The organism is Allobosea sp. AK1 (assembly GCF_006714945.1).
GTDB lineage: Bacteria > Pseudomonadota > Alphaproteobacteria > Rhizobiales > Beijerinckiaceae > Allobosea > Allobosea robiniae.
Window position 1 is genome coordinate 3105294 of record NZ_VFMG01000001.1, and the last position, 25476, is coordinate 3130769.

The window sequence follows — 25476 nt, forward strand, 5'->3', positions numbered from 1 at the left end:
GCGGCGATGAGGCGATCATCCGGTTGGTGATGGCGCCTTCGAGCGCCCCGGAACTCAAACAAGCGGGGAGCGTTCAAAACTTGCTCGCCCGATACCATGTCGGCTGCGGCTTTTTGGGTTGGGGGAAGTTTGTCCGCACCGTCTCGCCGCGCGATGATCGCTTTGCTCTCCGGTGCCTGCATGCTGGCGAACCGTTGCGTACAGGCCCAGGCGACAGCGGGCTCCGCGAAAGGCTTTGGCTATGACGATGTCGTCCAGCAGGCGATGGCGTTGGCAAAGCAGCCTTTCGATGCCGAGAGCGCGAAGATCCCGGCCGAGCTCTCGAACCTGACCTATGACAGCTATCGTGAAATCCGCTTTCGCCGCGACAAGGCCTTCTGGCGCGAGGGCGGCTCGGATTTCCGCCTGCTGCCGTTCCATCTCGGCTTCCTGCACAACAAGCCAGTCCAGGTTCACGTCATCAACCACGGCAACGCGATTCCTATCCCGTTCACGACCAGTCTGTTCGAATACGGCAAGGTCCCCGTGCCTAAGAGCCTTTCCCCCGCGCTGGGTTTCGCGGGGTTTGCCGTGACGACCAACCTGAACGACCCGAAAGTGCAGGACGAGGTCGTCTCATTCCTGGGCGCGAGCTATTTCCGGCTGATCGGCCGCGGTCACCGCTACGGACTCTCGGCGCGCTCGCTTGCCTTGAATGTCGGCGGTGAGGGTCCCGAGGAGTTCCCGTTCATGCGGGCGCTCTGGGTGGAGGAGCCGTCGCGTGACACGACCGAGCTCGTCATCTATGCCTTGCTCGATTCGCCATCGGTCGCCGGCGCCTTTCGCTATGTCGTCCGCCCGGGCCGCGTCACCGATATGGATGTGACGGCTACGATCATCCCACGCCGGGCGATTGAGCGGATCGGCATCGCACCGCTGACCTCAATGTTCCAGGCCGGCGAGGGTGATCTCGCGCAGAGAACCGATTTCCGCCCCGAGATCCACGATTCGGACGGGCTGACGCTGCAATCCGGCAGCGGGGAATGGATCTGGCGGCCCATTCGCAATCCCAAGGCGCTACGCATATCGAGTTTCGGAGACAAGAACCCGCGCGGCTTCGGCCTGATGCAGCGCGACCGCGACTTTGGCAGCTACCAGGATCTGGAAGCGCGTTATGATGCCCGGCCGGGCTACTGGGTCCAGCCACAGGGCGACTGGGGCGAAGGGAGGATCGACCTCATCGAAATCCCGACGGTGAACGAGGCTTTCGACAATATCGTCGCCTGTTGGACGCCGAACGCTCCGCTGCCCAGCGGGCAGGCGGCGGAGTTCCGCTACCGCATCTCGGCATTGTCGACGACCTGGCACCTGCACCCCTACGCGCAGGTGCAGCAGACCTTCAACGGCTCGGATATCGAGGACGGCGTTGCCGAGGGCAAGGGCACGAAGCGCTTCATCGTCGACTTCGCCGGCGGCGATCTCGCCTACTATCAGAGCGAACCCGATCGCCTCGAACTCGTTGCGACGACGACGGCCGGCGCGATCACCACGAAGATCCTGACGTTCAACGCCCCGTTGAAAGGTGTGCGCGCCATCGTCGACGCGACGCTGCCGGACGGCCAGTCGGCAGAGCTTCGCATGTTCTTGAGAGCGCGAAATCGCACCTTGAGCGAGACGTGGACGGCGACATGGTCGGTGCCTCCCGGCGACGCCGCAGGGCCGCAATCGCCAAAGAACTAGCTTCTCCCGGCGGTCGCCATTCCGTCGACCGCTTCATGCTGGCGTCCAGATTGAAGGAAACCGATCGATGCCCGCGATTGAGGTCACCCATACCGTCGCAGCTCCATCGACAAGGTCGCCTGCTGACGTCGTCTCGAATGTAGCCATCGGAGTCTTCATCGTCGCCGCGCTTTATTTCGGGCGCGAGGTTTTCGTCCCTGTGGCGCTCGCGATCCTGTTCAGCTTCGTCCTGGCGCCGCTGGTCAAAGGTCTGCAGAAGCTGCGTGCCCCACGGGCGTTGGCGGTTTTTGTCGTCGTCTTGATTGCGTTCGCGACCTTGGCGGCCTTGACGATGGCGATGGTTGGCCAGGCAACTCAATTGGCGAGCGAGCTACCAACCTATCAGAGCACCATCCGCGCCAAGATTGCCGCTTTGAAAGGCTCGGGGGCCGGAAGCGGGGTTTTGAGCCGCGCCGCGGATGTCCTGCAAGATCTGAGCAAGGAACTCGACCGTCCCAAGGCGGAATCTCCAGTCCCAAGCGAAACGCCTGGCCCTGCACGGGACGGACGCCCAATCCCCGTCGAGGTGCATCAACCGGAACCCGGCGCTATCGAAACGCTGCAGGCCTTTCTGGCTCCGCTGATCCACCCTCTGACCACAACCGGAATCGTGCTGATCTTCGTGGTCTTCATCCTCTTGAAGCGCGAGGACCTTCGAAACCGGTTCATCCGATTGACCGGGACTTACGATCTGCAGAAGACTACGGCCGCGTTCGATGACGCTGGCAAGCGCCTCAGCCGGCTGTTTCTGACGCAGCTCATCGTCAACGCCGGCTTCGGTGTTGTGATTGGTTGCGGCCTTGCCGCCATCGGCGTTCCCAGCGCCTTGCTTTGGGGAATTCTGGCGGCGATCCTGCGGTTCATTCCCTATCTTGGCGCCGTCCTCTCGGCCGTTTTTCCGATGGTGATCGCCGCATCGGTCGATCCCGGTTGGATGATGCTCGTGTGGACGGCGGCCTTGTTCGTGATCGCCGAGCCACTCGTCGGGCATGTGATCGAACCTTTGGCCTATGGCCGCTCCACCGGGCTCTCGCCGATCGCCATCGTAGTCGCGGCAACATTCTGGACTTGGTTATGGGGTCCTATCGGGCTGGTCCTGGCAACCCCTTTGACCGTGTGTCTCGTGGTCCTTGGCCGGCATGTCGAAAGACTGGAATTTCTGGACGTGATGCTGGGGGACAGACCCGCACTGTCGGCGCCGGAGATCTTCTATCAGCGGATCCTCGCGGGAGACCCCGCGGAAGCAGCCGACAAGGCTGAGGAGGTTCTGAAAGAGCGCTCGCTATCCGCTTATTATGACGAGGTCGCGCTCGAAGGCTTGCGGCTCGCCGCAGCAGACGAGGCGCGCGGCGTTCTCGATGCTCCCAGGCGAAACCAGATCCTTGCGACAATTCGCGAGGTCCTCGAGGACTTGTCCGACCATGACGACGGTCGCCCTTCGCGCGGCGCCGGCGCCGCAGACGCCGAGACCGAGGCGGCGGTTGAACAGACCAACGAACAGGAAGGTGCGTCCGATCTGCCCGTACTCACCGCGGCTGAGCTGAAGGACACGTTTCGAGACGGAGGTGGAGTGATCTGCATCGGCGCGCGATCGCAACTCGATGAGGCAGCCGCGCTCATGCTGGGCCAGATCCTGGAGAAGCATGGATTGGCGGCGGAGGCGTTGCCTCCCACCGCGCTGCTGGCTCCCGGTATGGAGCGCCTTGCCGCGCGCGGACCGGCTTTGATCTGCCTTTGCTATATCGGCCCCCACAATGCCGCTCACGTGAAGTATGCGCTTCGGCGCCTTCGCCGCCGTCTGCCGATGGCGATCCTCGTCCTCGGCGAACTGTCGCAAGTTTCCAGTCCGTTGGCAGATATCAAGGGCCCCTTGCTCGCCGACGACGTGGAAACGTCTCTTCGAGGCATCTGCCGGCTGTGCCTTCAGTTCGCGGAGACAACGGACGCGGCAGGCGGTCAAGCGCGTCATCTCGAGTGAGCAAGGCTTGGGAACCGTATGATCCGACTTCCTTGCAACTGAACTGAAATTTCAGGCATCGGGAAGGTACGTAAATCGTGGAGAAGAAATAATATTCGATCTCGCCTTCGTGAGATAAATAAACAGGATTATTTTCTAATTCTATGATACATTCTTTCACGGAAGATTTTCATTCCGCAAATCGGAAGGATTTTCCATGAAAATCCCCTCTCAAACCAAACCTGCCATCTGGGGTGCCGTTGGCGGTGCTGTTGCCCTTGCCGTTCTCGGCTTTACCTGGGGTGGGTGGTCGACGGCTTCGTCGAGCGAACGCGTGGCGAAGCTGAGAGCCGAGAATGCCGTTGTCGCGGCCTTGTCTCCGATCTGCGTGAGCAATTTTCAGAAGCAACCCAATGTCGATGCAGCCCTCGCCGAACTGAAGAAGATCAGTTCATGGAGCCAGGGCGATTTCATCGCCAAGGGAGGCTGGGCCACGATGATCGGTAGCACGTCACCGGACTCGGCCGTCGCCAAGGCCTGCGCCGAAACGCTCGGCATGTCCAAGACCTGAGACGATCGCAACGGCGACAACCGTACGCAGCGACATCGTCCGTCGATCATGAACCATTCCGCGTGAGCAGCGCGGAAATGGTGGCGTTTATGACGCCTCCCTGCTCAGCAAGAGGAGATTTGTATGGCCAAGGGACAGACGCGCGGCAATCGAGAAGCCAAGAAGCCCAAGAAGAAGAAAGAAGCGGCGGCCGTGCCCGTATCGGCAAAGGGCCTTCCGATGACGCTCGAACTTGCAGGAAAGCCGAAGAAGAAGAGCTGACGTGAACATTCGCAGCCGGCAAACCACGGTCACGTTCAGGAAGCCGTTCAGGCTGAGCGCGATAGACCATATGCAGCCTGCCGGCACCTACCGCGTGGTGGTCGACGAGGAGGAGATTCCAGCCACCTCGTTTCTGGCCTATCGCCAGATCGCCACCATGCTGCACACACCGTCGCTCTCTTCGTTTGGCAACTCCCAGGTGTTCGCGGTGAGCCCGGGCGAACTGGCCAGCGCGTTGGAGGCTGACCTCAGCGCTTATTAAGACGACACCGGCGAGGGATCCGCGCGCTGGCCACCGCTGATCCGGCATGCTGTATCCCGCCGCGGGCGCATTTGACGCCTCATCTTGGCCATCGCGCGCTTCGATGCCGCGTCGAACGGCTCGATCGTTCGGAAGATTGCTTCAAAACCGGGAGCACGGCTGGCGTCCTCCTGATGCGCGCCAGCCAACCGATGCCGCTCGCGATACGCGGTTGCTTGCGCCGACGCCCCGTGAACCGCCGCTACCCAAGGCCCGCGCGCGACAACCCGTCGTCATGTCCGGCCGCATGAACCAGGAGCCCGCAATGGCGCTCGAACAAGCCTGCATCGAGCTGATCCCCAAGCCCTGGGGGTCGACCGACCTCCTCCCCTGGAGCGGGACGGGGCATCCCAGCGTTCCGATCGGCGAACTCTGGTTCCAGCGCTGCGATAAACACGCGCCGGAGCCCGCCTTACTGCTCAAACTCCTGTTCACGCAGGAGCCCCTGTCGATCCAGGTGCATCCGGACGATGCCGCCGCCCATGGGATGGGGCTGCCGCGCGGCAAGACGGAAGCCTGGTACATCCTGTCCGCGGCCCCTGACGCTATGGTGGGAGTCGGGCTCACGGCGGCCGTCACCCCCGAGCAACTGCGGGTCGCCATTGCCGATGGCGCGATCGCCCGGCTTGTCGCTTGGCACAAGCCGGCTGCGGGCGAGGTCATCGCCGTTCCCGCCGGGACGATCCACGCGATCGGTCCAGGCCTCGTGCTGGCCGAGATCCAGCAGCGCAGCGACACGACATTCCGTTTGTTCGACTATGGCCGCGCTCGTGAACTTCATATCGAGCAGGGCGTCGCGGCAGCTCATCGCGGACCCGCGCAACGCGCCGCGCCGGCCGGGCGCCTGAGCGATGGTCGGACCGTGCTCGTCGTCAATCCGTATTTCGTCTTCGAGCGGATCGACCTGCCTGCCGGATCGATCTGGGACCTCGATGTCCGATGCGAGACCTGGCTGGTCACCATCGCCGGCGACGCCACGATCGGCGCTCTGCAAATCGGCATTGGCCAAGGCTGCTTCATCGAGGGTCAGAGCGTGCGCATCGTGCCGGGCAAAGCCGGCCTGTCCTGTCTCGTCGCCTATGACGCGGCAACACCTAGCCGCGACCTTCTGCATCGTGTCGACGGCGACGGCATGCCCAGGTTCCGCGAGACGGTTTCACCGCCGACCGGGCCGCCTCCAGCATTCGCAGTATTCCCGATTCCGTCCACGGAGGCACGATCATGAGCCCGACCAAACGCATCGCCTTCATTGGCAACTCGCTGCCCCGCCGCTGCGGGATCGCGACCTTCACCACCGATCTGCAGCAGGCGATCGCATCCTCCGATATCGACACATCCATCGTGGCCATGAACGACCATGGCGACGGCTACGACTATCCGTTCCCCGTGCACTGCCAGATTTCCGACCAGCGGCTCGAAGACTATGCGCGTGCAGCCGATTTCCTGAACGAAGGCCGCTTCGACGTCGTCTCCCTTCAGCACGAATTCGGCATCTTCGGTGGCGAGGCCGGGAGTCATATCATGGCGCTGCTCTCGCGCTTGACCATGCCCGTCGTCACCACACTCCACACTGTCCTGGCCGAACCGAATGCCGCGCAGCGCGACGTGATGGAACGGATCGTCGATGCCTCGGCTCGCGTAGTCGTCATGGCGGAGAAGGGGCGCGACCTGTTGCGGACCGTCTATCGATTGCCGGCGGACAAGATCGAGGTGATCGCGCACGGCATTCCCGAATTTGCCTTTGTCGAGCCCGATGAAGCCAAGGAAAGGTTGGGCTTCGGCGGCCACTCCGTCATCCTGACGTTCGGCCTGCTGTCGCCCAACAAGGGCATCGAGGTGATGATCGACGCGATGCCCTCGATCCTGAGGCGCCGCCCCGATGCAATGTATGTGGTTCTGGGCGCGACGCATCCCCATCTCGTCCGCGAGCATGGCGAGGCCTATCGCGAAAGCCTGACGACGCGTGTGTGCGAGCTCGGAGTCGAGGATCACGTCGTCTTCCTCGACCGGTTCGTCGATCAGGCGACGCTGCTCGGCTTCATCTCTATGTGCGACGTCTATGTCACGCCTTATCTCAACGAAGCGCAGATGACGTCAGGCACGCTGTCTTACAGTTTCGGGCTGGGCAAGGCCGTGGTTTCGACGCCCTATTGGCATGCCAAGGAATTGCTGGGCGACGGGCGCGGCGTCCTCGTGCCCTTCGGCGATGTCGTCGCGATCGGTAACGAGATCGCAGGCTTGCTGACAGATGCGCCCCGGCGCCAGGCCATGAGGCTGCGCGCCTATGCGAGCAGCCGTTCGATGACCTGGGAGCGAACCGCGAAACGCTATCTCGCCGCTTTCGAGACGGCCCGCCGAGGCCGTGTGCTGAGCGCTGTTACGGGGTCCAGCCGGCCGAAAGCCCTGCCGGCAACGGCACCGCCGCCGGAGACGCAGACCGGCCACCTCCTGTCCATGTGCGACGATACCGGGCTGTTCCAGCACGCGGTTCATTCCGTGCCGGACCGCTCGCATGGCTATTGCGTCGATGACAATGCCCGCGCTCTGCTCCTCGCCAGTGCCCTGAACGGCACTGGCGAGGAGCGCCTGGCGGACGCGCTAACGACACGCTTTGCCTCCTTCATCCAACACGCCTGGAATCCCGATCGACGGCGCTTCCGCAACTTCATGAGCTTCGATCGACGTTGGCTCGAGGAAGCCGGGTCGGAGGACAGCCATGGGCGTACGCTGTGGGCGCTCGGTGTCTGCGCGCGCGACGATGCGAGCGTTTCGCGGCGGCAATGGGCTACCGCTCTGTTCGCCGAGGCCTTGCCCGCCATCGAGCGTTTCAGTTCCCCGCGTGCCTGGGCTTTTGCCTTGCTGGGTCTTGATGCTCATTGCACCACGACGGCCGCCATCTCGCTCCGTACGCGTCTCGCCGACCGCCTGCTCGGCCTGATCGCGACGGTCGAGACGCCGGACTGGATCTGGTTCGAGGATGGGCTCTCCTACGACAACGCGCGCCTGCCCCAAGCCCTGATCGCGACGGGACTGACGATGAAGATGCCGGCCTATGTCGAGGCTGGCCTGCGCTCGCTGCGTTGGCTAACGCATCTCCAGACAACGCGGGCAGGCCTGTTCAGGCCTGTCGGCTCGGAGAGTTTCGGCGACAAGCGTAGCCCACCGAAGGCCTTTGATCAGCAGCCACTGGAAGCGACGGCAGCTATTTCAGCCTGCCTCGCGGCCTGGCGCGCCGACGGCGATCCGCAATGGCGCAACGAAGCCGCGCGCGCTTTCGCCTGGTTCCTGGGCGACAATGACCTCTCCACGCCCCTCGTCGACCTGGACACCGGTGCCTGCCGTGACGGCCTCCATCGCGATCGGCCAAATGAGAACCGCGGCGGTGAATCCGTCGTATCGTACCTGCTCAGCCTCGCCGAGATTCGTCAGCTTGCCCGCGTCAGCGGGGATCGCCCGAGACTGGCGCCGCTTCGGGCCTTGCACGCCTGAGCTTTCGACGACCTTGCTCAAAACAGATCGGCGGACGTCTTGTCCCAGCCCAGTTTCCTGAACAGGCAGACCCTGTACCTGCATCCCGACCCCTCCCGGGTCGTCGTGCGTCGGTTCGGCCCTGCGGGCGAGCCACGGGATTTCAATCCTGCCGAGAAGGCCAAGGCGAACCATATTGTCAACCGGGTTCTGTCGCTCGCTCCGGAGGTGGCGGCGAACCTGCTTGCCGAGGTGCTGGAGAATTTCAACGGCCGGCATCGCAACCTGCTGGAGCGGTTCGAGGCGCGTGCCGATGAGATGGAGGACGCGTTCGCTGCTCACGGCGCCTTCACCAAGGTCCAACGCCAGCTGGTCGGGGCCTATTTCCTGCACGAGTATTCGTTCGAGGCGGCGGCACTCTTCAACCCGAGCATCATCGCGCATCCCGACCAGTCCGATGCTCCAGCTGGCGGGCTTCGCTTCATCCTCAGCGTTCGTGCGGTTGGAGAGGGGCACATCTCGTCCCTGACGTTCCGCTCCGGGTCGATCGCGGCCGGTGGCGAGGTTAGCGTCGACCCCACCTCGCGCCTCGCAACGATCGCCACCCTGCACAACCGAATGGCGCGGCTCGATGGCGAGGATGTCGAGGTCGTCTTCGCGGCTGATAGCGACATCAGCGAGCGGGTGATCTTTCCCGTGACCGCATCCCAGTCGAACGGCATCGAGGACGCACGCTTCGTTGCGTTCGAGGAGGATGAAGGCACGTTCTATCGGGCCACCTACACAGCCTATGACGGCAGGTCGATCCGCTCGGAGCTGATCGAGACCCGCGACTTCCTGTCGTTCCGGCTGTCGCCGCTGCGAGGCTCCGCCGCCGTGAACAAAGGCATGGCGCTGTTTCCGCGCAAGCTCGGCGGCCGCTATGCGATGATCTCCCGGCAGGACAATGAGAACCTTCATCTGATCTATTCGGATGACCTCCTGACCTGGAACGGTGGGGTCGCGATCCTGAAGCCGCAATACCCGTGGGAGTTCGTGCAGATCGGCACCTGCGGCTCGCCGATCGAGCTCGACGAAGGCTGGCTGCTCCTGATCCACGGCGTCGGGGCGGTGCGGAAATATACGATCGGTGCGGTCCTGCTCGACAAGGCCGATCCTTCGAAAGTGCTGGGGCGCCTGCGCCAGCCTTTCGTCCAGCCCGAGCCTTCGGAACGGGAAGGCTACGTGCCGAACGTCGTCTATACCTGTGGTGCGCTGCGGCACGGCGACATGATCGTCCTGCCCTATGCGGTCTCGGACACTTTCTGCCATTTCGCCACGGTGAAGGTCGCAGCACTACTGGAGGCGATGCAGCCGGACGGCGCGTTCACAAATGCGCCCGGCAAAGACAAGCGGCTTCCCGCCGGACAACCCACTCTCGAAAGCGAAAAGCCATGACCGAACGTCCCATCAAGGTCGGCGACACCGTGCGCCTGTCGTTCGGCTTCGCCGATCGCTCTGGAGAGGGCGACTATGAGATCATTCGCCTGATGCCGGCGCGGGAGAGCGGTGAGCGTCATTATCGGGTTCGGGGCATCGATGGCCGCGAACGGGCGATCGGTCACGACCAGATCATCGTTTCAAAAGCAAAGGCTAAATCGCCGGTATCCGGCTCTCAAGGATGATCCGGAGCTACGACCGGGCGGAGCGGCGGCTGTAGCCGCCCAACAGGAGGAAGCAAAATGACCGAGCACTCGAAATCCCGGACCCACGCGGAGGCTGCGTTCCTGAAGACGCAGACCCAATCGCTGTCGCGGAATCGCCTTCTGTCGGAGACTGAAAGCTCCAACCAGGAGCGCGACGCGAAGACAGCCCGGCTGAAGGAACAGCGGCTGCGCAAGGAGGCTGATCAGCACTCAGATAGCGCGACAATCCCGTCGAAGAATCTACCGTGAAGCTGCTGGGCCTTCTACGCGGCATCACGATCGTTGATCGTCAGCCCTGTTAAGCGGCTTGGCCTCGCTCGCGACGATTCAGATTCATGGTTCTTCCCCCTCAACCCAGGATCTCAGCGACGATTTCACGCAATTCAGCGCGCGAGAGACCACCTGAAACAGGTTTGCAGATCGGTGCAGGACGCGGAGACAAAGGTGTCAACGCTGCATTGCCGATACGGTGTTCTTTTTTGTTTTTGTCGATGATCTTGTTCATATGAATCCCATGGCGCGCGGCTCGGCCACGCGACGTGTCAAACGGCCGGCATTATGCCGGCAGCGGATGCCGCAAAGCGGCGAGCGATGTCGAAAGAGAAAAGAAGTCGGGCAAACCGCGATTTCGCGATGCCAGCTAAGCGACTCCATCGATCATTTATTATTGGTCGATCATTGTGGCCGTTTGAGGTCCCGGCGAGGCCAAATTAACTGGAAGCGCGCCGCGCGTTTCTTTCAAGCGACTTGATTGAACTCCGGCAACGGGCGCCCCACGACTGCCATGTAGCGATCCGTCCAGTTGGTAACGGCAAGCTCGATCGCTATCCCGCCTTCGCATTGAAGAAGGATCTTGTAGGAGAACTCGCTCGGATCGGCAGTTTCCGTGTCGCAGATCAGATATCCGACCCAATGATGCTCCTGATGCGTGCCAAACTGATATTTGGCGTGCAGCCTCCGGCCACTGCGTAAAGTGACCAACCCGGTTCCGTTGAGCATGGCTTGTGTCTCCGCTTGGCGACGTGACAGGCGCCGCGACGGTCATTTCCAGAAGCGTTATGGAGACAACTGTAGCCGAATTGAGCGCCCTTTCGCCGGACATCGCAAGTCACGTTTCGGGTACGAGGAAAAGCCGCAGATGCTGATCTCGGTAAAGGCGACGGTACAGCAGCCGAACCCGAATGGCGGCCGGAGCCGGTATCACGACGTCACGCCCGATTCGCGTAGGGAGGCACATCGACAAGCGTCCCGATGAGGCGGAGCAAGGCCTGTTGCTCGGGACGGTCCGACTTTCCGGAGACGAGGAAGGCTCCCAACTCGACATGCGACAGCTGGCCCCCTCCTGGACCGTTCGGTTGATAGATCACGAATGCTGCACCGCTCGTCGGCTCCCGCCCCAGAAACCAGCAGTCGCCGGTGGGGCTGCGATATAGCTCTCGCCGTTCGCTCATGATGTCGCGCTCCTGCGATTGACGATGACTGGACAAACGCTAAGTCGCCACGTGAGACAGGCCGAGCCAACCCGCTGTCCTCGCCAGTCCTTTAGGTGCGGCCGAAAGCTCCGGCCCATGCTAGCGGAAGGCGTCGGCCGAGAGCCGATGATAGCCCCCGCGCTTCTTCAGATAGGCGGAGCGAGCGGCCTGCAATATGGCTGAGCGATTGAGGTCGAATGCGACCAGGAACGAACCCTCGCTTCCGTCGATGACAGCGGGACTTAAGGTCCGCAGAACATCGAGCTCGATCTGGAACATGACTTCCAGCGATGCTTCAGAACCCCAGAAGCTCACGCAGCCGCGGCCGGGTTCGTAACGCCGGATCGAGTTGGGAAAGTCGAGGCTCATGACCTGCACCCTGCGCCAAGACACACCAGCTCGGCCTGATAGGCATCAACATGGCGCCGCTTCCGCTTCTTTCGCAGCCAGATGCCAACGGGAAATGCGATCAGCGAGCCAACGACAATCAACGACAAATGGGGGATCAGAGGCACGTCATAAAACCTGCCCGCTCCCCACATGCCGACACTGAAGAGCGCCATGCCGATCATTCCATAGATCAGGGCCGAAGCCTCCGGCGCAGGAGCATAGCCAGCGGCTGCAAGCCGAGCCTTTTCCCGGTGCGGTTGCATGGGAGACATCATTTCAGCACGAGTGCAAAGGCCAGTGCGAACGCGGCGATGAGGCCACCAGGCGCGAACCAAACCAGATAGCGGTCTGCGGCCCAAACGCGATAAATGAACCAGTGCCCGGAAATATTTGTCATGGCTGGGCTCCGTTTTGCCCAGATCGGGGCGCTTCGCGCAAATGCTATGAAGTATAATCCCGATGCGTTTCAAGATTGAATTAAAATGGTGTGCGTAGGGTTCTCTTGCAAGCCTAGGAGCGATTATTTCCACTCTTGCGATTATGGCCGCATCCCGCTCCTAGCTGTCCTGAGCCAACAACGCTGGAACCGATGCTGTTACACCCCATCGGAACGACTGATTTTGCGGTCCGCTGAGGACTCGTTGCGTTGCAGAGTTGCGTTTTTGCGCTCCCAGTTGTCCGGGCCGGGCTGGTGTCGCTTCCGTAGAAGCACCCCGCAGCCGTGACAGGTCGCCGATGAAGAAGGGCCTCAACACCGGCCAACGCCGCCGCGTTTAGTCTCAAAGCGCCCTAATCTGCTCTTCGAATTCCTCAGGAATCGTGCCGTGACGTGCCAGCACAGAAAGCTCGCTCACCTCACCGGTCTCGTCGTCCGCAACGACGTGGATGACAGCCAAACCCTCGGCCGTTTTGCTCAGGCGCTCACCTTCATTGAGCGCGTGATGCCGGCTCTTGGCTGGAACGCATTGGCTGGGCACCAAGCGCTTTCGATGTGTCTTGAACGGCTGGAGGAAGAACGTGTCGGCGTTGGCCATGGCTTGGTTCTCCCGATGTGCCCTGTTCTCATGCGCGAGACCAAGCCATGTCACCCTACCGGCCATGAAGAGTGAGGTCGAGCAATCTTCCTTCGGTTAGGAGCTTGGGGACGCGCCTCCATTTTGTCGCCTGCAACGTTCTGGCCGGCGGTGCGGCAGCCTGCCAAATATCGGAGTGACGACATCTCGTTGTGATCGTTTGCCAGCTCCCGGAGGTCCTGAAAATCCTCGCGCTCGTGCGACGGCAATGCGACCGTGTATGCCTAGACTGTCGATTTCTCTGGTTTGGCCGATGTCCGCGTGCGACGCGGGAACCGAGAATGCTAGCCGCCCGAACGGAGTAGTCGGCTCGCACCCCATTCATACGTCGCTGACCGGAAATCGATAACTCAGCTGGAGGGCTGGTCGTGGGGCGAAGCGACCGCACGGCTACCGATAGCGGTGAGCCATTCCAATGGAGTTCCGGTATATCCGAGCTTCGTCGGTTAGCGTGACCGTGGTGCTCGTTCGCTTGGCCATGCGATCCGCCGTCTCGCATACGTCGGCCATGGTGGGGCTAAGCCCATAAACGGCTCCGGCTGCGTCTCGAACGGCCGAGTCTGAACCGACTCGGCTGATGGTAAACTTGTGTGCCATATGGTCTCCGCCGAGCCGAGATTAACGGTGGCGGCAGCCAATGGTTCCTTGGCCGTCAGTCTTTTCAAAAATGTTCTTACGCGGCGAGCGGCGAGATGCGCTCGGTCACAGCGAGATAGCGGTCGCTAAATGTACGACGACCAACTGGATATCCGTGCCATTGTCGCAAACCCAACCTGAGCCCAGCGACGAACGCGTACCGGCGTCAGTTCGTTTCGTGAAATTTGCAGTTTGGGATCGCCTGCCGCTCTGACATTCTAGGTAGGTCCGCTTCCCGGCAATCGCGCAATGTCAGCTGTTGGCGCTCTGCGGCTGAGCTATGGGGAGTGGCTCCCGGCCTAGTTGCCCACGGCGGCATCATCCTCGAACACCGGAAGGTTCAGGGTCCAGCGAGGAATAGTCCGGATGTCATTCAGCCTGGCGAAAACGTTGGCGAAGCTGCCATCCGGCACGGTCTGCCGCAATGCGGCATCGAGTTCCTCGCCAAAGCCGCGAAATCCTTCCGCGACCACCTCGCTGAGGTGGATCTGGTTCCAGGCCGAGCCAAGCGAGGGATCCTGGAACAAGACGGCGGCCGCCTCCATCGATCTGAACGTCTCCAGCTTGTTCAAGGCGACGAGCTTCGCCGCTGCAGGTCCGATGTAGCGACGCATGATCTCCCGGTAATCCGCCAGTCGGGATGGGTGCACATCGAGGTACTCAATCGAGGGTTTGTGGCCAGGACGATGCGACGAGCCCGACCAGTTCGTGGGAAGAACGAAAGACGCGGGCGTCGTGAGCAGGATTTCGGCGCGCAAAAGCACTACGCTTGGGACCGGAGGCGACCGGACGAGCCGATCGATCACATCGCCTGAGATGATTTCCCGGAAATAGGTGAACTCGGCATGGCTCCAGACGGCGGCATCGGATTGCCCTCTGAAAATCGAGTCGTGGCGGTAGAGACCTTGGCCGAGGCAAGTGCCGCCAAGCTGGCGCCGCTCGCTCGCTTCCCGTTCGAGCGCGCGCTTCGCGTGCTCCGACGACGCATCTAGGATCCGAGCCAGCACAACCAGGCGATCGCCGGGCTCAATCGCGATAATCCGCGGATCCTTGTCCCCCGTCATAGATTACATGCTCCCGTCTATCGTCATGATCTTTATTTTTCGCGTGAGGACGCTTGCTTCTTAAATAAATCGATCATGATCTGGATGAATTCCTTGCAAAGCTTTGATTGCTGATGATGAATCGGCTGTACGGCAACAATATCAAAGCAAAAATTCGATTTGAACGGCCGCGTCACAACGTTTCGGCCGCTCAAATAAGTCGCAGTGAAGGGATCGACGATTGAGACACCAAGTCCCGATTCAACCAAGCCGATTGCGCTCGCTGCAAGAGATGTCTCAAGGAGCATTTGACGCCGAACGTTCAGGTCGTCGAAAAGCTGATCGATCTTTAGGCGTTGAGGGTTGTTTCGGCCGAGCGAGATGAAGGGAAGCCCTTCCAGATCACGTGGTTCAATAAAATCCCTGCTCGCAATCGGGTATGTTGAAGGCATGACGCATACCGTCTCGACCGATGGCATCTGCGTCAGTCGAACGCCGGGAAACTCTGCTACAGCCTGCGCAAACCCGATATCGAAGTGACGCCCTGCTACCAGGTCGAGAGTTTGAGGCGTGTTGAGACTTTCTAGCGAAATGTCGACGGCGGGGTGAGCGGTATGAAGAATGCTGATCGCATGCGTGATGCAGCTCAGCGAGAGCGCGCCGATCGACGCAATCCTCAAGGCTCCGACATTTGCATGCCTCAGCTCGTTGGCTGTTTTGGCGACCCTGTCCAACCCAACGTAAAATCTATCCACATCGGCGAACAGGATGGTGGCCTCGTGGTTCGGCACCAGCCGATTACCTTCCCTGCGGAACAGCCTTAGATCCAGCTCAGCCTCCAGGTCTCGGATCAGGCGGCTGACTGCGGGCTGCGTGACTTTCAGTCTTTCGGCGGCGGCGGTCATGCTGCCGGTCAGCATCACCGTGCGGAATGCCTCGATCTGGCGCGGGTTGAGCTGCATTCAGACTTCCGGGTTCTGCTCACCCGGTTATCGCAACACCAGGCGATTGAGCATCACATTTCCTTATAGAGCCAGTAGGGCGCATGCAGTTGAATTTTGCAAGGCGGTGCTGCTGAATCTGAGGGTTCGCCGGCTCGCGAGCAGAGATTGGCATGGACGCTTTCGTCCAGAGGCCATCAGCGCCGCGCGTTGCCGGGTACCATTACAGAGGCATTAGCCCATGGGGACATATATAATTCGACGGTTACTGACGTTGCCGCTCATGCTTCTGGGCGTGTCGGTCGCCGTGTTCATTATTCTCCACCTGATCCCTGGCGACCCTGCCCGGATGGCGGCTGGACCAGATGCGACAGAGCAAGACGTTGCTCAGATCAGGGCCAATTACGGGCTCGATCAGCCATTGCCGGTGCAATACGGGATCTACCTGAAGAAAATCGCCCAAGGAGATCTCGGTGATTCTTTCCAGACACTTGCACCGGTAACGGAAGGTATTGCCAGAACATTCCCGGCGACGCTCGAACTGACCGTCGCGGGGATGCTGGTCGCGCTCGTCCTGGGCGTTCCGCTCGGCATCTATTCGGCGTTGAATCCGCGCGGCGCCGCCGACCGTTTCGTGACCAGCCTCGCGGTGCTCGGCATCTCGATACCGGGGTTCTTCCTCGGCCTGGTCTTGATGCTGGTTTTCGCCTCCATGCTGGGATGGGTACCGCCGACGGGGCGAGGAACCTGGCGCCACCTTGTGCTGCCGGCCCTGACCCTCGGACTGCCCTATGTCGCGGCTTTCGCGCGGCTAACGCGCTCCAACATGCTCGACATCCTGTCCGAGGATTTCATTCGCACTGCGCGGGCCAAGGGCCTGTCCTGGACGAAGGTGACCTATCGCCACGCGATGCGTAACGCGTCGATCCCGATTGTCACGATGCTGGGGCTGGATTTCGGCCGCCTGCTCGGAGGCGCCGCGATCGTTGAAACCGTCTTCGCTTGGCCAGGCATGGGCCGTTACATGGTCGAAGCCATCATGATCAGGGACATATACGTCATTCAAGGAACGATCCTTGTCTTTGCTCTCTCCGTCGTCGCCATCAACCTTTTCGTAGATGTGATCTATGGCATCATCGATCCTCGCATCACCTATTCGTAGGCGCGCCAAGACAATGGGTTTCTTGGGATATCTTGTTCGCAAGAAAAACTACGTCACGCTCCTCGCCACCTTCGTTATGGCCATTTTCCTGATGGCCGCGCTTCTCGCTCCTTTCCTGTTCGACTGGGAGACGGCCACGCGGGTGACGCTCGATACTTCGCTTCTATCGCCCTCTTTGGCTCATCCGTTGGGCACGGACGAATTGGGCAGGGATCTGCTGGCGCGGGTCGTCTGGGGTGCCCGCATCACGCTGATCGTCGCGCTCGTCAGCGTGGCCATCGCAATGATACTCGGCGTCCTGATCGGCAGCCTGTGCGGCTATTACGAGAATTGGTTCACCGATGCGGTGATGCGTTTCATGGACTTCATGATCGCATTCCCTCGGACATTGCTCGCCATAATCGTAGTGACCGTCCTCGGATCCGGCGTGCTCAGCCTGACGCTCGCGATCGGGATCTCGACGATCCCCGCCAATGTGCGCCTGTTTCGCGGACCGATCCTCGCGCTGAAACGACGCCAGTTCACGGTCGCCGCGAAAGCGCTCGGCGCCCGGGATTCCAGCATCCTGTTCTCGCATATCCTGCCGAACACGACATCCCTGATCATCATCCAGGGCACGCTGTCGCTCGCCGAGGCGATCCTCATCGGGTCCGGACTGAGCTTCCTCGGGCTCGGACCCCAGCCGCCGATCCCCGAATGGGGCGCGATGATCGCGGCGTCGCGCGCGCACATCACCAGCCACCCCCATGTGATCCTGGCACCCGGCATCACGCTGTTCGCAGTCATCCTCGCCTTCAACCTCGTGGGCGATGCCTTGCGGGACTATGCCGATCCGCGCTCGCGCAAAGCGATCTAGCCGACAAAAACTCAAAAAAGAGAGGGAAACCATGCAGCCGTCATTCCTGAAAATCACGCGTCGCGAAGGTCTCGGTCTCGGCCTCGCGCTGCTGAGCAGCATCATGTACCTGTCCGCACCGACGTCCGCGCGGGCCGAATTCAATCTGCGTATCGTGCAGGGAACGGATGTCGACACGCTCGATCCCGCGGTGTCACGCAGCACGCCATCGCAGATCGTCTTCAACAACATCTTCAATACGCTCGTACGCTGGAAGGACACGAAGCTCGACGAAATCGTCCCGGACCTGGCCGAGAGCTGGACCAAGTCGGAGGACGGGCTGCGCTGGACGTTCAAGCTGCGTCGCGGCGTCAAGTTTCACGATGGCACGCCGTTCGATGCCGAGGCGGTGAAGTTCAGCCTGGAGCGTATTCTCGATCCGGCGTTGGGTTCTCCGAACCGCTCCTTGTTCACCAGCATCAGCGAGGTGAACGCAAAGAATCCCGAGACGGTCGAGATCGTCACCAAAGAGCCATCGCCGATGCTGCTCGAGGTCCTCGCGGAAGAATATGCCGGGATCAACAGCCCGACAGCCGTGAAGAAGAGCGGCCGAGCCTATGCCCGCAATCCCGTCGGCACGGGCCCCTACATGCTGTCCGAATGGGTGCCCGCGCAGCAATTGGTGATCAAGCGTAATCCCGATTATGCTGGCACGCCCGGAAAGCCTGACAAGATGACGTTCCGGCCGGTGCCCGAGGCGGAAGCGCGCGTGATCGAGCTGACCACTGGCAATGCCGATATCGCTCTCAACATTCCGCCCGAGGCGACCGAAAAAGTCAGGAGGAACGCTGCGACCGCGATCGTGACCGAACCGAGCTCGTTCCAGATATTCTTCGAGCTCAACACTACCAAGCCGCCATTCGCTGACCCTCGCGTGCGCCTCGCGATCAACCACGCAATCGATCGCAAGGCCATCATCGAGAAAATCCTGAACGGCTACGGGCGCGTGCCGGACGGCATCTTCCCACGCGGCGTGCAGGGTCGCGCGCCCGGCCAGCCGCCTTACGCCTACGATCCGGACAAAGCCAGCAAGATGATCGCGGAGGTGTTTCCCGGCGGATATAACGAGCCGATCGTCATCTGGACCCCGGCCGGCCGCTACGCCAAGGACAAGGCCGTCGCCGAGACGGTCCAGGGCTATCTGAACGCCATCGGACTGAAGACCGAATTCAAGGTCTGGGAATGGGCGACCTATCAGAAGACGCTTTATCGTCCCGAGACCGGCAAGGGCACCGGCAGGGGCAGCAACGACGCCAATATGTGGCTGCTCGGCACCGGCGTGACCAATGCGGACTGGCGGCTGCGGCGCAAATTCTCCAGCACCGACGATTCGAATCTCACCGGGTACAAGCAGCCTAGGATCGATGAGCTGCTGGCCAAGGCCTCCGTCGATATGAACTACACCAGCCGGATGCAGGCCTATGCCGATGTCCAGAAGATCGTCTGGAACGAAGCGCCGAACTCGCTGGTCCTGTTCGATCAGGTTCAGTTGATCGGCATCGCCAAGGGGCTGAAGGGCCTCGAAGTCTATGGCGACGAGATCATCAAGCTCGACCAGGTCACAAAATAGGGGCGGCTGCCGCCTTCCGGCCGCTGACGAACGAATGTCCGTTGAACCTAGCCGATGGGAAACGCCATTGCGGCGGCGGGATCAACCGCCGTCCAGACGACCTTGCCAAGGCGCGAAGCCGGATGGCCTCGCCGCGCACGACAAACCTCGTGACGAACTGGATATTACCATGAACAAGCCGGTCACCGAGCATCAATTCCTGCTCTCTGAAGCCCGCCTGAGCAGCCCGCCGGCAGAGGCTCTGATCAAATACCACGACATTCCCGGGCTTGCCCGCGAGATGCGTCATGCGCGTGAATTCAATCAGGTTGATCTCGCCCATACCGTCATGCTCGCGGAGCAGGGAATCCTGCCGCGTGACGTCGCGAGCGCCATTCTCAATGGGCTCTTGGAAATGCGCGGCATGGATCCGGCAACCATCCCCATGGATCCGCTGAATGGAAGCTTTCTGTTGCAGGTCGAAGCCTTCCTGTTCTCGCGGATGGGCGAGGATATCGGCGGGCAGATGCATACCGGCCGCAGCCGCATCGACCAGGGCACGACCGTGCGCCGCCTCTATGAACGCAACCGGCTTCTCGATGTGGTCGAGCGGTTGAACCAGTTTCGGGCCGCGCTGATCGACAAGGCCGAGAAGCATGCCCGCACCATCATGCCCGGCTACACACATATGCAGCAGGCCCAGCCCTGGGTCTTCGGTCATTATCTTCTCAGCATTGCGACGAGGCTCTGCGAGGATTTCGAACGGCTGATCCAGGCCTTCGATCGCGTCAACCTGAATCCGCTCGGGGCTGTCGGCCTTGCAGGGACGTCATGGCCGCTCGATCGCAACCGGACGACCGAGCTCCTCGGCTTCGGTGGCGTGCTTGAGAATTCGAAGCTTGGGCGCGAGGCCTTCTACGCGGCCGATGCGATCTCGGCCCTGTCCTTCGTGATGGCGACGATCAACGATCTCGCGACGGATCTCCATGTCTGGTCGAGCACGGAGTTCGGCTTCGTCGAGTCGGATGACGCCTATTGCGGCACCAGCAGCATCTTTCCGCAGAAGAAAAACCCGGCCGGGCTCGAGACCGTCAAGAAGGCGGCCGGAGGATCCGTTACCTGGCTTGCCTCGGCGCTGGCGACCTTTCGCGCGGCGGGAACGGGCGACCAGGCCATGCGGGACCTGCCGCTGATCGACGAGGCGCTGGCCACAACGGAGGGCATGCTAGACCTGTTCACCGGGCTGATCTCGACCCTTATCGTGCATGAGAGGCGCATGCGCGAAGGGCTCGAAGGCAGTTGGTGCACGGCGAGCAATCTGGCCGATGTGATTGTCCGCGAGACCGGCCTGTCTTTCCGGCAGGTTCATCACGTTGTCGCGCGTCTGGTTCGGATCTGCTTGAGCGAGAATATTCGCCCTGCTGCCGTCACGGCTGGACTGCTCAACCGGGCGGCCCGAGAGACGATCGGAGGCGGAATAGCGATGCCGGAAGACGTGCTTCGAAGCGCTCTGGACCCCGAGATTTTCGTGGAGACGCGCGTAACGACCGGCAGTGTAGCGCCCTCCGAAGTCATCCGCATGCTCGCCGTTGCCAAAGACGGGCTCGCGCGTGACGAGGCCTGGCTCGTGCGCAAACGCGGTCACCTCGCGTCGGCCGCTGAGCGGCTGGAGAGCGCCGTCAAGAACGTCCTGTCTGCGTGACACAACGGAAAGATCGACTGGACCCGCCATGTCAGTTTCGAACTCACCGACCTGCCCGAGCGGTCATGAAGGCCTCCTGGAGGTTCGAGACCTTCGGCTCGAATTCCTGACGTCGGAGGGGGCTGTGCCGGCCGTGCGTGGCGTCTCGTTCAGCTTGAACAAGGGAGAAACATTGGCGCTCGTCGGAGAGTCCGGCTCGGGCAAGTCCATGACGGCGCTCTCGATCCTCCGGCTTCTGCCGCATGCGGTCGCGCATCGGTTGAGCGGCAGTATCCGTCTGGAGGGACGCGAACTCCTGCAAGCACGCGAGCGGGAGCTGGAGGCGATCCGCGGCAACAAGGTCGCGATGGTATTCCAGGAGCCGATGACCTCGCTCAATCCCTTGCACACAGTTGAGCGGCAGCTCGGCGAGGTGCTGGCGCTACATAAAGGCATCCGCGGCAACAAGGCGCGCTCCCGCATTATCGAGCTGCTGACTCTCGTCGGGCTCCCAATGCCCGACAAGCGCCTGAGCGCCTATCCACATGAGCTTTCCGGCGGCCAGCGCCAGCGTGTGATGATCGCAATGGCGCTCGCCAACGAGCCAGAGCTCCTGATCGCCGACGAGCCGACGACAGCCCTTGATGTCACCGTCCAGGCCCAGATCTTGAAGCTACTTAAAGAGCTTCAGAGGCGCTTCGGGATGGCGATGCTGCTCATTACTCACGACCTCGGTGTCGTTCGGAAGATGGCCGACCGTGTTGCTGTGATGAACAAGGGGGAGATCGTCGAGACGGGTGATGCTGCCGAAATATTCGGCAACCCGCGCCATTCCTACACGAAGCACCTGCTCAACTCGGATCCGAAAGGCGATCCTGTGCCGCCTCCAACATCGGCGCCCATTCTTGTCGAAGCGAACGATATGAAGGTTTGGTTCGGCATCAAGGGCGGCCTCCTGCGTCGTACCAAGGCCCATGTCAAAGCGGTTGACGGGATCGATCTCACGATCCGCCAAGGGCAGTCGCTGGGCGTGGTGGGCGAAAGCGGGTCGGGGAAATCCACGTTAGGAACCGCGATGCTTCAGTTGATCCCAAGCGAAGGATCCGTGCGGTATCAGGGCGTGGCGCTGGACCAAGTCGGCCCCGAGCGCATGCGCAATCTGAGACGTGACATGCAGGTCGTGTTTCAGGACCCCTATGGCTCGCTCAGTCCGCGGAAATCAGTCGCGGAGATCGTCGGCGAAGGGTTGCTTATACACGGTATCGGCTCGTCGCGTGGCGAACGGGACTTGATGATCGCAGCGATTCTGGAGGAAGTCGGCCTGGACCCTGCGGTTCGCACCCGTTACCCGCACGAGTTTTCCGGAGGGCAGCGCCAGCGGATCGCGATCGCGCGCGCCATGATCCTCAATCCGAAATTCGTGGTTCTCGATGAACCAACCTCGGCGCTCGATCTTTCGATACAGGCCCAGATCATCGATCTACTGCGGGATCTGCAAAGGAAGCATGATCTCGCCTACATGTTCATCAGCCACGATCTGAAAGTCGTAAGAGCTCTTTGCGATGAGCTGATCGTGATGAAGTCAGGAAAGGTTGTTGAGCGCGGACGGACTAAGGATATCTTCGACAATCCGAAGCATCCCTATACCCAATCGCTCTTGAAGGCAGCGCTTCAGGTTGTAGCAGATTGAAGGGTTGGGCTACTGCCCGAGTACAGCAGCTCATCTGGATAAGGGTTTACAGCGAGACTGGAATTGATCATCCAATGTCTGCTTTCCGGTGATGTCTTAATGTCTGCACTTGGCGCTAAACGACCTCGCGGTCGGAGAGAGCCTCGCTACCAACCAAATGCGTTTAGCTCTTCGGCGCAGCCGGCAAGATCATCTTTGCCGGCCGCACCGTTCTGCGGCTCGCTATTTCCTCAGCTGCCGTGCGCTTCCTTGCTGCCGGAGAGCAATGCGATTGCCCTCGAGATCCAAGGCGGTAACCGCTGTTCGCCCTCGAGGCCCGCATAGCGCTGCGGCCTCCGACGCTCCCACTTTCTCCGAAATCCAGCGGACAGGGAACCGGCGTGACGCTCCGCGCGTGGCGGGCTCACCCTCACACCACGATTACCTGACCCCGGCAGCTCCGGCTGGCGGGGCTTTTTTCGTTTTCCCACGCTTCTGTCTTTTGACAGGGCTCGTCGCACCACGAGGGCCTAGGGTCCGGCATCGAATGATGCACCGACGATAACGAGGGCGGCTTGAGCGAGATCAATCCGGCCACGAACGAAAGCCAGTTGGTGCAGCCCCCAACCTATGACTTGAAATTATGGGCATCGCTCCGCCAGTGGGAGCACCTGAACTCGCTGGCACGCAAAGAGCGCCGCAAGCAAGCACGGGCATTGGGCTACCGCCCGTCAAGGTGCATTTGATGCCGATGAGCGGCGGGGATTCGGTGCCGGTTCGCTTCTTCCGCCTTCGATCGGAGCTCGTGGCGGATGTACCGGCGGCTTCCGATCGAGGCGTTCGCCAGCCGATCTCTTCCTCTTTGCTGAATGCGATGTTCGCCCGACCCGCGGCGGAACAATGGCCAGTTCCGGGCGGTTGCTCTTCCATCGTCAGGTTGGAGGCTACAATGGGCTTGCTAGAGATCGGCGTCGTTCTGACCTGCGCTTCAGCATTCGGCTTCTACATCGCCGAGCCGCAGGAGTGAACCGATGGATGACGCGCTGATTGTTGCCGTGAGCATGATGGCCGTGGCAGCCATCGCCTAGTGGGCGAGTAAGCTTTGGCGCCTTTGACTTCAGCGCAACCGCCTCAGTTTCTCGCGGGTCGCCAACCGGCGCTTTCCGCTTCCGCCGCCGTGCAGAACCAGCGCTCGCCATGTTGCGGACTGATATTCGTCTCCAGATAACGGCGCTGGCCGGGGACGTGGTAAATGCTTTCCCCCGTATTGATGCTGATGTTTCCCTTGACCTGGCAGGACGGGGACAGCCTGGCCCAGACAGCGTCTGACCTAGTCAAGCCGCTCAGGCCGGCGAATCCCATTGCCGCCGCGATCCCGGCCATCGGAAGCATCTTCATCGGATAGCACCCCGGTTCCCACAGCATCGATCCGGACGCATGCGTTTGCGCGTATGATGCAGCCACCGCGTAATTATCCAGTTTTCGGGGTACGCTGCATTTGAGCTTCCTTGGTCCGGGCAGTGTTTGATTTTGGCTTGGCTCGATCGCTGACGCGGTGATGGGCACTTCGCCGTCGCTGGGCCGATCCAATGGCTACGCTGCCTTCCGCGCATCTACTTATGATGGCAGAGCTTTATCAGGCCGCGGCCGCCAGAACCCGCCCTGTGACCGCCAGATGTCGATCACTGGAGTGCATCACCGCAACGACGATAGCAGTTCCGTCATCGCAAACGACATGCAGCCGATCCTGCAGCAATGCCGGGTCGAGTGCGGATGTATCGCAGAGAAGATGGCCTGCGCGGGTCTCGTCGTAGTTTCTGCCAAACTGGAAGGTGAGAGGGAGCCTGCGCCCATTGCGCAGGACCAAAGAGCCTTTTCCGGTATGCATGACAGGTCTCCGCCTAGGCGGCGTCAATGCGCGCCGCCAGCGGTCATTTCCAAAAAGCGGATGGAGACAACTGCAGCGCCGATCCTGCTCCTTCCACATGGCTTGTCTATGTCTTTTGAGTGGTTGCCGCCTTTATCGCTTCGGACCCTCCTGACCGGTGAATACATCGGCCGCCCAGCAGATCTAGGGCTATTTGAAGCCCGGACGCCTCCGCGATTTCGTCTTGATCTGCGCTGCGAGCCCCGCCTGCTTAACACTGGTCTCGTTCGCCAGACGGAGCCCGCGCAGTTTGAGCATGTTGTCTTCGCGCTGCTGGGTCAGCTTTTCCGTTTCGGACATAATCCTCGCGCGAGAGAGAGCCCGCGTCTGAATCTTCAAGAACTGATTGTCGGCGGTTAAGCGCTGTTTTGAAAGTTCGAACACTACCATTTCCATTCGCAGTTAAATTGAAAACAAAAAGGCCGAGCAAGTGCCCGGCCTTTCGAGTGGCTAAAGTCGCTGGTGCCAGTACATCCGTGGTCAACGGCGACGATTGCCAGATCACGCAGTCTGGAGCTGTTCTGCAGCCATCTTGCCAGATTTGTTGTCGCGAGCGACTTCGTATCCCAGCTTTTGGCCTTCCTGCAGGTCCCGCATCCCAGCGCGTTCGACAGCGGAGATGTGTACGAACACATCCTGGCTGCCGTCATCGGGCTGGATGAAGCCGAAACCCTTGGTGGAATTGAACCATTTAACTGTGCCGGTGGTCATGAGAAACCCTCCTTTGGCTACACCTGTCGCTCGCCGACAAGACGTACGGCGAGTTCAGAACGATTTCGAAAGGGGGAGTTTATCAGAGCCGCGACAAAGCGCGAAAATAACAACGACCGTCCAAGCAATCTCGATAAAGTAGCTTACATTTCATAAATTGAAATGTCAACCAAAGCGCGCTTCAGACGATTTTTGTGCGCACAGATTGTGGTTTTCACTAGCGAGGATTTCATTTTATTTTGAGAAATCATCCCGATTTCATGCGCGGTATCTCACTGGCGAAGGCGTGCCTCAGCAATCTCGGCCGCCTTCTGCCCCCCGCCTGG

General features: G+C 61.0%; 29 protein-coding genes. 17 read left to right on the top strand and 12 right to left on the bottom strand.

The features are described 5' to 3' along the window. The first annotated feature begins 180 nt into the window (after positions 1 to 180). From FHT98_RS15185 to FHT98_RS15225, 10 genes are all read left to right on the top strand, one after another. Positions 181 to 1719, top strand: coding sequence for an OpgD/OpgG family glucan biosynthesis protein (locus FHT98_RS15185; RefSeq protein WP_248309234.1), 1539 nt, complete (start codon positions 181 to 183; stop codon positions 1717 to 1719). 67 nt (positions 1720 to 1786) lie between these two features. Next, positions 1787 to 3736 carry an AI-2E family transporter gene (locus FHT98_RS15190; RefSeq protein ID WP_142114545.1) on the top strand — a complete coding sequence of 650 codons (1950 nt, stop codon included), beginning with the start codon at positions 1787 to 1789 and terminating at the stop codon, positions 3734 to 3736. 196 nt (positions 3737 to 3932) lie between these two features. Then, on the top strand, positions 3933 to 4286 hold the full coding sequence (locus tag FHT98_RS15195) for a hypothetical protein (RefSeq protein WP_061966608.1): 354 nt from the start codon (positions 3933 to 3935) through the stop codon (positions 4284 to 4286). Between the two features lie 123 nt (positions 4287 to 4409). Next, positions 4410 to 4547 (top strand): hypothetical protein, encoded by a 138-nt coding sequence (locus FHT98_RS26210; protein WP_170843444.1) that lies wholly within the window; start codon positions 4410 to 4412, stop codon positions 4545 to 4547. Between the two features lies 1 nt (position 4548). Further along, positions 4549 to 4809, top strand: a complete 261-nt coding sequence (locus FHT98_RS15200; protein ID WP_091858763.1) for a hypothetical protein — start codon at positions 4549 to 4551, stop codon at positions 4807 to 4809. A gap of 274 nt (positions 4810 to 5083) precedes the next feature. Next, a complete protein-coding gene (locus FHT98_RS15205; protein ID WP_185745173.1) occupies positions 5084 to 6073 on the top strand; it encodes a class I mannose-6-phosphate isomerase in 990 nt (329 codons plus the stop codon). After that, entirely contained in the window at positions 6070 to 8337 is a 2268-nt protein-coding gene (locus tag FHT98_RS15210) for a glycosyltransferase family 4 protein (protein ID WP_091858760.1), read from the top strand. The genes FHT98_RS15205 and FHT98_RS15210 overlap by 4 nt, the downstream gene beginning before the upstream one ends. 39 nt (positions 8338 to 8376) lie before the next feature. Next, positions 8377 to 9753, top strand: coding sequence for a glycoside hydrolase family 130 protein (locus tag FHT98_RS15215; protein ID WP_091858757.1), 1377 nt, complete (start codon positions 8377 to 8379; stop codon positions 9751 to 9753). Then, positions 9750 to 9980, top strand: coding sequence for a hypothetical protein (locus tag FHT98_RS15220; RefSeq protein ID WP_061966611.1), 231 nt, complete (start codon positions 9750 to 9752; stop codon positions 9978 to 9980). The genes FHT98_RS15215 and FHT98_RS15220 overlap by 4 nt, the downstream gene beginning before the upstream one ends. A 57-nt stretch (positions 9981 to 10037) precedes the next feature. Continuing rightward, positions 10038 to 10250, top strand: a complete 213-nt coding sequence (locus tag FHT98_RS15225; RefSeq protein ID WP_091858755.1) for a hypothetical protein — start codon at positions 10038 to 10040, stop codon at positions 10248 to 10250. A 100-nt stretch (positions 10251 to 10350) separates the two neighbouring features. Here the strand turns inward: FHT98_RS15225 and FHT98_RS26215 are convergent, their stop codons facing one another. From FHT98_RS26215 to FHT98_RS15260, 8 genes are all read right to left on the bottom strand, one after another. Next, positions 10351 to 10506, bottom strand: a complete 156-nt coding sequence (locus tag FHT98_RS26215; RefSeq protein WP_162766315.1) for a hypothetical protein — start codon at positions 10504 to 10506, stop codon at positions 10351 to 10353. A 233-nt stretch (positions 10507 to 10739) separates the two neighbouring features. Continuing rightward, positions 10740 to 11000: a hypothetical protein gene (locus FHT98_RS15230; RefSeq protein WP_113586056.1), complete on the bottom strand. Its 261-nt coding sequence runs from the start codon at positions 10998 to 11000 to the stop codon at positions 10740 to 10742. A gap of 572 nt (positions 11001 to 11572) precedes the next feature. Beyond that, a complete protein-coding gene (locus tag FHT98_RS15240) occupies positions 11573 to 11842 on the bottom strand; it encodes a DUF1488 family protein (RefSeq protein ID WP_061966613.1) in 270 nt (89 codons plus the stop codon). Further along, positions 11839 to 12126, bottom strand: coding sequence for a hypothetical protein (locus tag FHT98_RS15245; protein ID WP_113586058.1), 288 nt, complete (start codon positions 12124 to 12126; stop codon positions 11839 to 11841). The genes FHT98_RS15240 and FHT98_RS15245 overlap by 4 nt, the downstream gene beginning before the upstream one ends. Positions 12127 to 12134: 8 nt before the next feature. Continuing rightward, on the bottom strand, positions 12135 to 12260 hold the full coding sequence (locus tag FHT98_RS26645; protein WP_282568649.1) for a hypothetical protein: 126 nt from the start codon (positions 12258 to 12260) through the stop codon (positions 12135 to 12137). A 382-nt stretch (positions 12261 to 12642) separates the two neighbouring features. After that, complete coding sequence (locus FHT98_RS15250) at positions 12643 to 12897, bottom strand: hypothetical protein (RefSeq protein WP_061966615.1); 255 nt, start codon at positions 12895 to 12897, stop codon at positions 12643 to 12645. Between the two features lie 974 nt (positions 12898 to 13871). Beyond that, positions 13872 to 14636 (bottom strand): hypothetical protein, encoded by a 765-nt coding sequence (locus FHT98_RS15255; RefSeq protein WP_091858749.1) that lies wholly within the window; start codon positions 14634 to 14636, stop codon positions 13872 to 13874. Positions 14637 to 14668: 32 nt separating this feature from the next. Further along, on the bottom strand, positions 14669 to 15577 hold the full coding sequence (locus tag FHT98_RS15260) for a LysR substrate-binding domain-containing protein (RefSeq protein WP_061966618.1): 909 nt from the start codon (positions 15575 to 15577) through the stop codon (positions 14669 to 14671). A gap of 220 nt (positions 15578 to 15797) precedes the next feature. Here FHT98_RS15260 and FHT98_RS15265 point away from each other — a divergent pair, with 220 nt between their 5' ends. From FHT98_RS15265 to FHT98_RS15290, 7 genes are all read left to right on the top strand, one after another. Continuing rightward, positions 15798 to 16718, top strand: coding sequence for an ABC transporter permease (locus tag FHT98_RS15265; protein WP_061966619.1), 921 nt, complete (start codon positions 15798 to 15800; stop codon positions 16716 to 16718). A gap of 22 nt (positions 16719 to 16740) precedes the next feature. Beyond that, positions 16741 to 17574 carry an ABC transporter permease gene (locus FHT98_RS15270; protein WP_210184312.1) on the top strand — a complete coding sequence of 278 codons (834 nt, stop codon included), beginning with the start codon at positions 16741 to 16743 and terminating at the stop codon, positions 17572 to 17574. 31 nt (positions 17575 to 17605) lie between these two features. Further along, entirely contained in the window at positions 17606 to 19183 is a 1578-nt protein-coding gene (locus FHT98_RS15275; protein ID WP_061966621.1) for an ABC transporter substrate-binding protein, read from the top strand. Between the two features lie 34 nt (positions 19184 to 19217). Next, positions 19218 to 20864 (top strand): argininosuccinate lyase, encoded by a 1647-nt coding sequence (argH, locus tag FHT98_RS15280; RefSeq protein WP_244492773.1) that lies wholly within the window; start codon positions 19218 to 19220, stop codon positions 20862 to 20864. A gap of 28 nt (positions 20865 to 20892) precedes the next feature. Beyond that, on the top strand, positions 20893 to 22533 hold the full coding sequence (locus FHT98_RS15285) for an ABC transporter ATP-binding protein (RefSeq protein WP_091858739.1): 1641 nt from the start codon (positions 20893 to 20895) through the stop codon (positions 22531 to 22533). A gap of 554 nt (positions 22534 to 23087) precedes the next feature. Further along, positions 23088 to 23258, top strand: a complete 171-nt coding sequence (locus tag FHT98_RS26220; RefSeq protein WP_156407139.1) for a hypothetical protein — start codon at positions 23088 to 23090, stop codon at positions 23256 to 23258. Further along, complete coding sequence (locus tag FHT98_RS15290) at positions 23258 to 23539, top strand: hypothetical protein (RefSeq protein WP_091858736.1); 282 nt, start codon at positions 23258 to 23260, stop codon at positions 23537 to 23539. Before FHT98_RS26220 ends, FHT98_RS15290 begins: the two co-directional genes overlap by 1 nt. Before the next feature lie 104 nt (positions 23540 to 23643). On the opposite strand, the gene FHT98_RS15295 is transcribed toward FHT98_RS15290, so the two are convergent. The 4 genes from FHT98_RS15295 to FHT98_RS15310 form a co-directional block, all read right to left on the bottom strand. Continuing rightward, positions 23644 to 23910: a sunset domain-containing protein gene (locus FHT98_RS15295; RefSeq protein ID WP_091858734.1), complete on the bottom strand. Its 267-nt coding sequence runs from the start codon at positions 23908 to 23910 to the stop codon at positions 23644 to 23646. A gap of 238 nt (positions 23911 to 24148) precedes the next feature. Beyond that, positions 24149 to 24400, bottom strand: coding sequence for a hypothetical protein (locus FHT98_RS15300; RefSeq protein ID WP_091858732.1), 252 nt, complete (start codon positions 24398 to 24400; stop codon positions 24149 to 24151). A gap of 189 nt (positions 24401 to 24589) precedes the next feature. Beyond that, entirely contained in the window at positions 24590 to 24823 is a 234-nt protein-coding gene (locus tag FHT98_RS15305; protein WP_142114547.1) for a hypothetical protein, read from the bottom strand. Positions 24824 to 24940: 117 nt separating this feature from the next. Continuing rightward, positions 24941 to 25150 (bottom strand): cold-shock protein, encoded by a 210-nt coding sequence (locus FHT98_RS15310; protein ID WP_061969057.1) that lies wholly within the window; start codon positions 25148 to 25150, stop codon positions 24941 to 24943. Positions 25151 to 25476: the final 326 nt, after the last annotated feature.

Coding starts and splice junctions, on each gene's coding strand:
- FHT98_RS15185 (WP_248309234.1), top strand. CDS start 181: ATGCTGGCGAACCGTTGCGTACAGGCCCAGGCGACAGCGGGCTCCGCG.
- FHT98_RS15190 (WP_142114545.1), top strand. CDS start 1,787: ATGCCCGCGATTGAGGTCACCCATACCGTCGCAGCTCCATCGACAAGG.
- FHT98_RS15195 (WP_061966608.1), top strand. CDS start 3,933: ATGAAAATCCCCTCTCAAACCAAACCTGCCATCTGGGGTGCCGTTGGC.
- FHT98_RS26210 (WP_170843444.1), top strand. CDS start 4,410: ATGGCCAAGGGACAGACGCGCGGCAATCGAGAAGCCAAGAAGCCCAAG.
- FHT98_RS15205 (WP_185745173.1), top strand. CDS start 5,084: ATGTCCGGCCGCATGAACCAGGAGCCCGCAATGGCGCTCGAACAAGCC.
- FHT98_RS15210 (WP_091858760.1), top strand. CDS start 6,070: ATGAGCCCGACCAAACGCATCGCCTTCATTGGCAACTCGCTGCCCCGC.
- FHT98_RS15220 (WP_061966611.1), top strand. CDS start 9,750: ATGACCGAACGTCCCATCAAGGTCGGCGACACCGTGCGCCTGTCGTTC.
- FHT98_RS15225 (WP_091858755.1), top strand. CDS start 10,038: ATGACCGAGCACTCGAAATCCCGGACCCACGCGGAGGCTGCGTTCCTG.
- FHT98_RS26215 (WP_162766315.1), bottom strand. CDS start 10,506: ATGAACAAGATCATCGACAAAAACAAAAAAGAACACCGTATCGGCAAT.
- FHT98_RS15230 (WP_113586056.1), bottom strand. CDS start 11,000: ATGCTCAACGGAACCGGGTTGGTCACTTTACGCAGTGGCCGGAGGCTG.
- FHT98_RS15240 (WP_061966613.1), bottom strand. CDS start 11,842: ATGAGCCTCGACTTTCCCAACTCGATCCGGCGTTACGAACCCGGCCGC.
- FHT98_RS15245 (WP_113586058.1), bottom strand. CDS start 12,126: ATGCAACCGCACCGGGAAAAGGCTCGGCTTGCAGCCGCTGGCTATGCT.
- FHT98_RS26645 (WP_282568649.1), bottom strand. CDS start 12,260: ATGACAAATATTTCCGGGCACTGGTTCATTTATCGCGTTTGGGCCGCA.
- FHT98_RS15250 (WP_061966615.1), bottom strand. CDS start 12,897: ATGGCCAACGCCGACACGTTCTTCCTCCAGCCGTTCAAGACACATCGA.
- FHT98_RS15255 (WP_091858749.1), bottom strand. CDS start 14,636: ATGACGGGGGACAAGGATCCGCGGATTATCGCGATTGAGCCCGGCGAT.
- FHT98_RS15260 (WP_061966618.1), bottom strand. CDS start 15,577: ATGCAGCTCAACCCGCGCCAGATCGAGGCATTCCGCACGGTGATGCTG.
- FHT98_RS15265 (WP_061966619.1), top strand. CDS start 15,798: ATGGGGACATATATAATTCGACGGTTACTGACGTTGCCGCTCATGCTT.
- FHT98_RS15275 (WP_061966621.1), top strand. CDS start 17,606: ATGCAGCCGTCATTCCTGAAAATCACGCGTCGCGAAGGTCTCGGTCTC.
- argH (WP_244492773.1), top strand. CDS start 19,218: ATGTCCGTTGAACCTAGCCGATGGGAAACGCCATTGCGGCGGCGGGAT.
- FHT98_RS15285 (WP_091858739.1), top strand. CDS start 20,893: ATGTCAGTTTCGAACTCACCGACCTGCCCGAGCGGTCATGAAGGCCTC.
- FHT98_RS15290 (WP_091858736.1), top strand. CDS start 23,258: ATGCCGATGAGCGGCGGGGATTCGGTGCCGGTTCGCTTCTTCCGCCTT.
- FHT98_RS15295 (WP_091858734.1), bottom strand. CDS start 23,910: ATGAAGATGCTTCCGATGGCCGGGATCGCGGCGGCAATGGGATTCGCC.
- FHT98_RS15300 (WP_091858732.1), bottom strand. CDS start 24,400: ATGCATACCGGAAAAGGCTCTTTGGTCCTGCGCAATGGGCGCAGGCTC.
- FHT98_RS15310 (WP_061969057.1), bottom strand. CDS start 25,150: ATGACCACCGGCACAGTTAAATGGTTCAATTCCACCAAGGGTTTCGGC.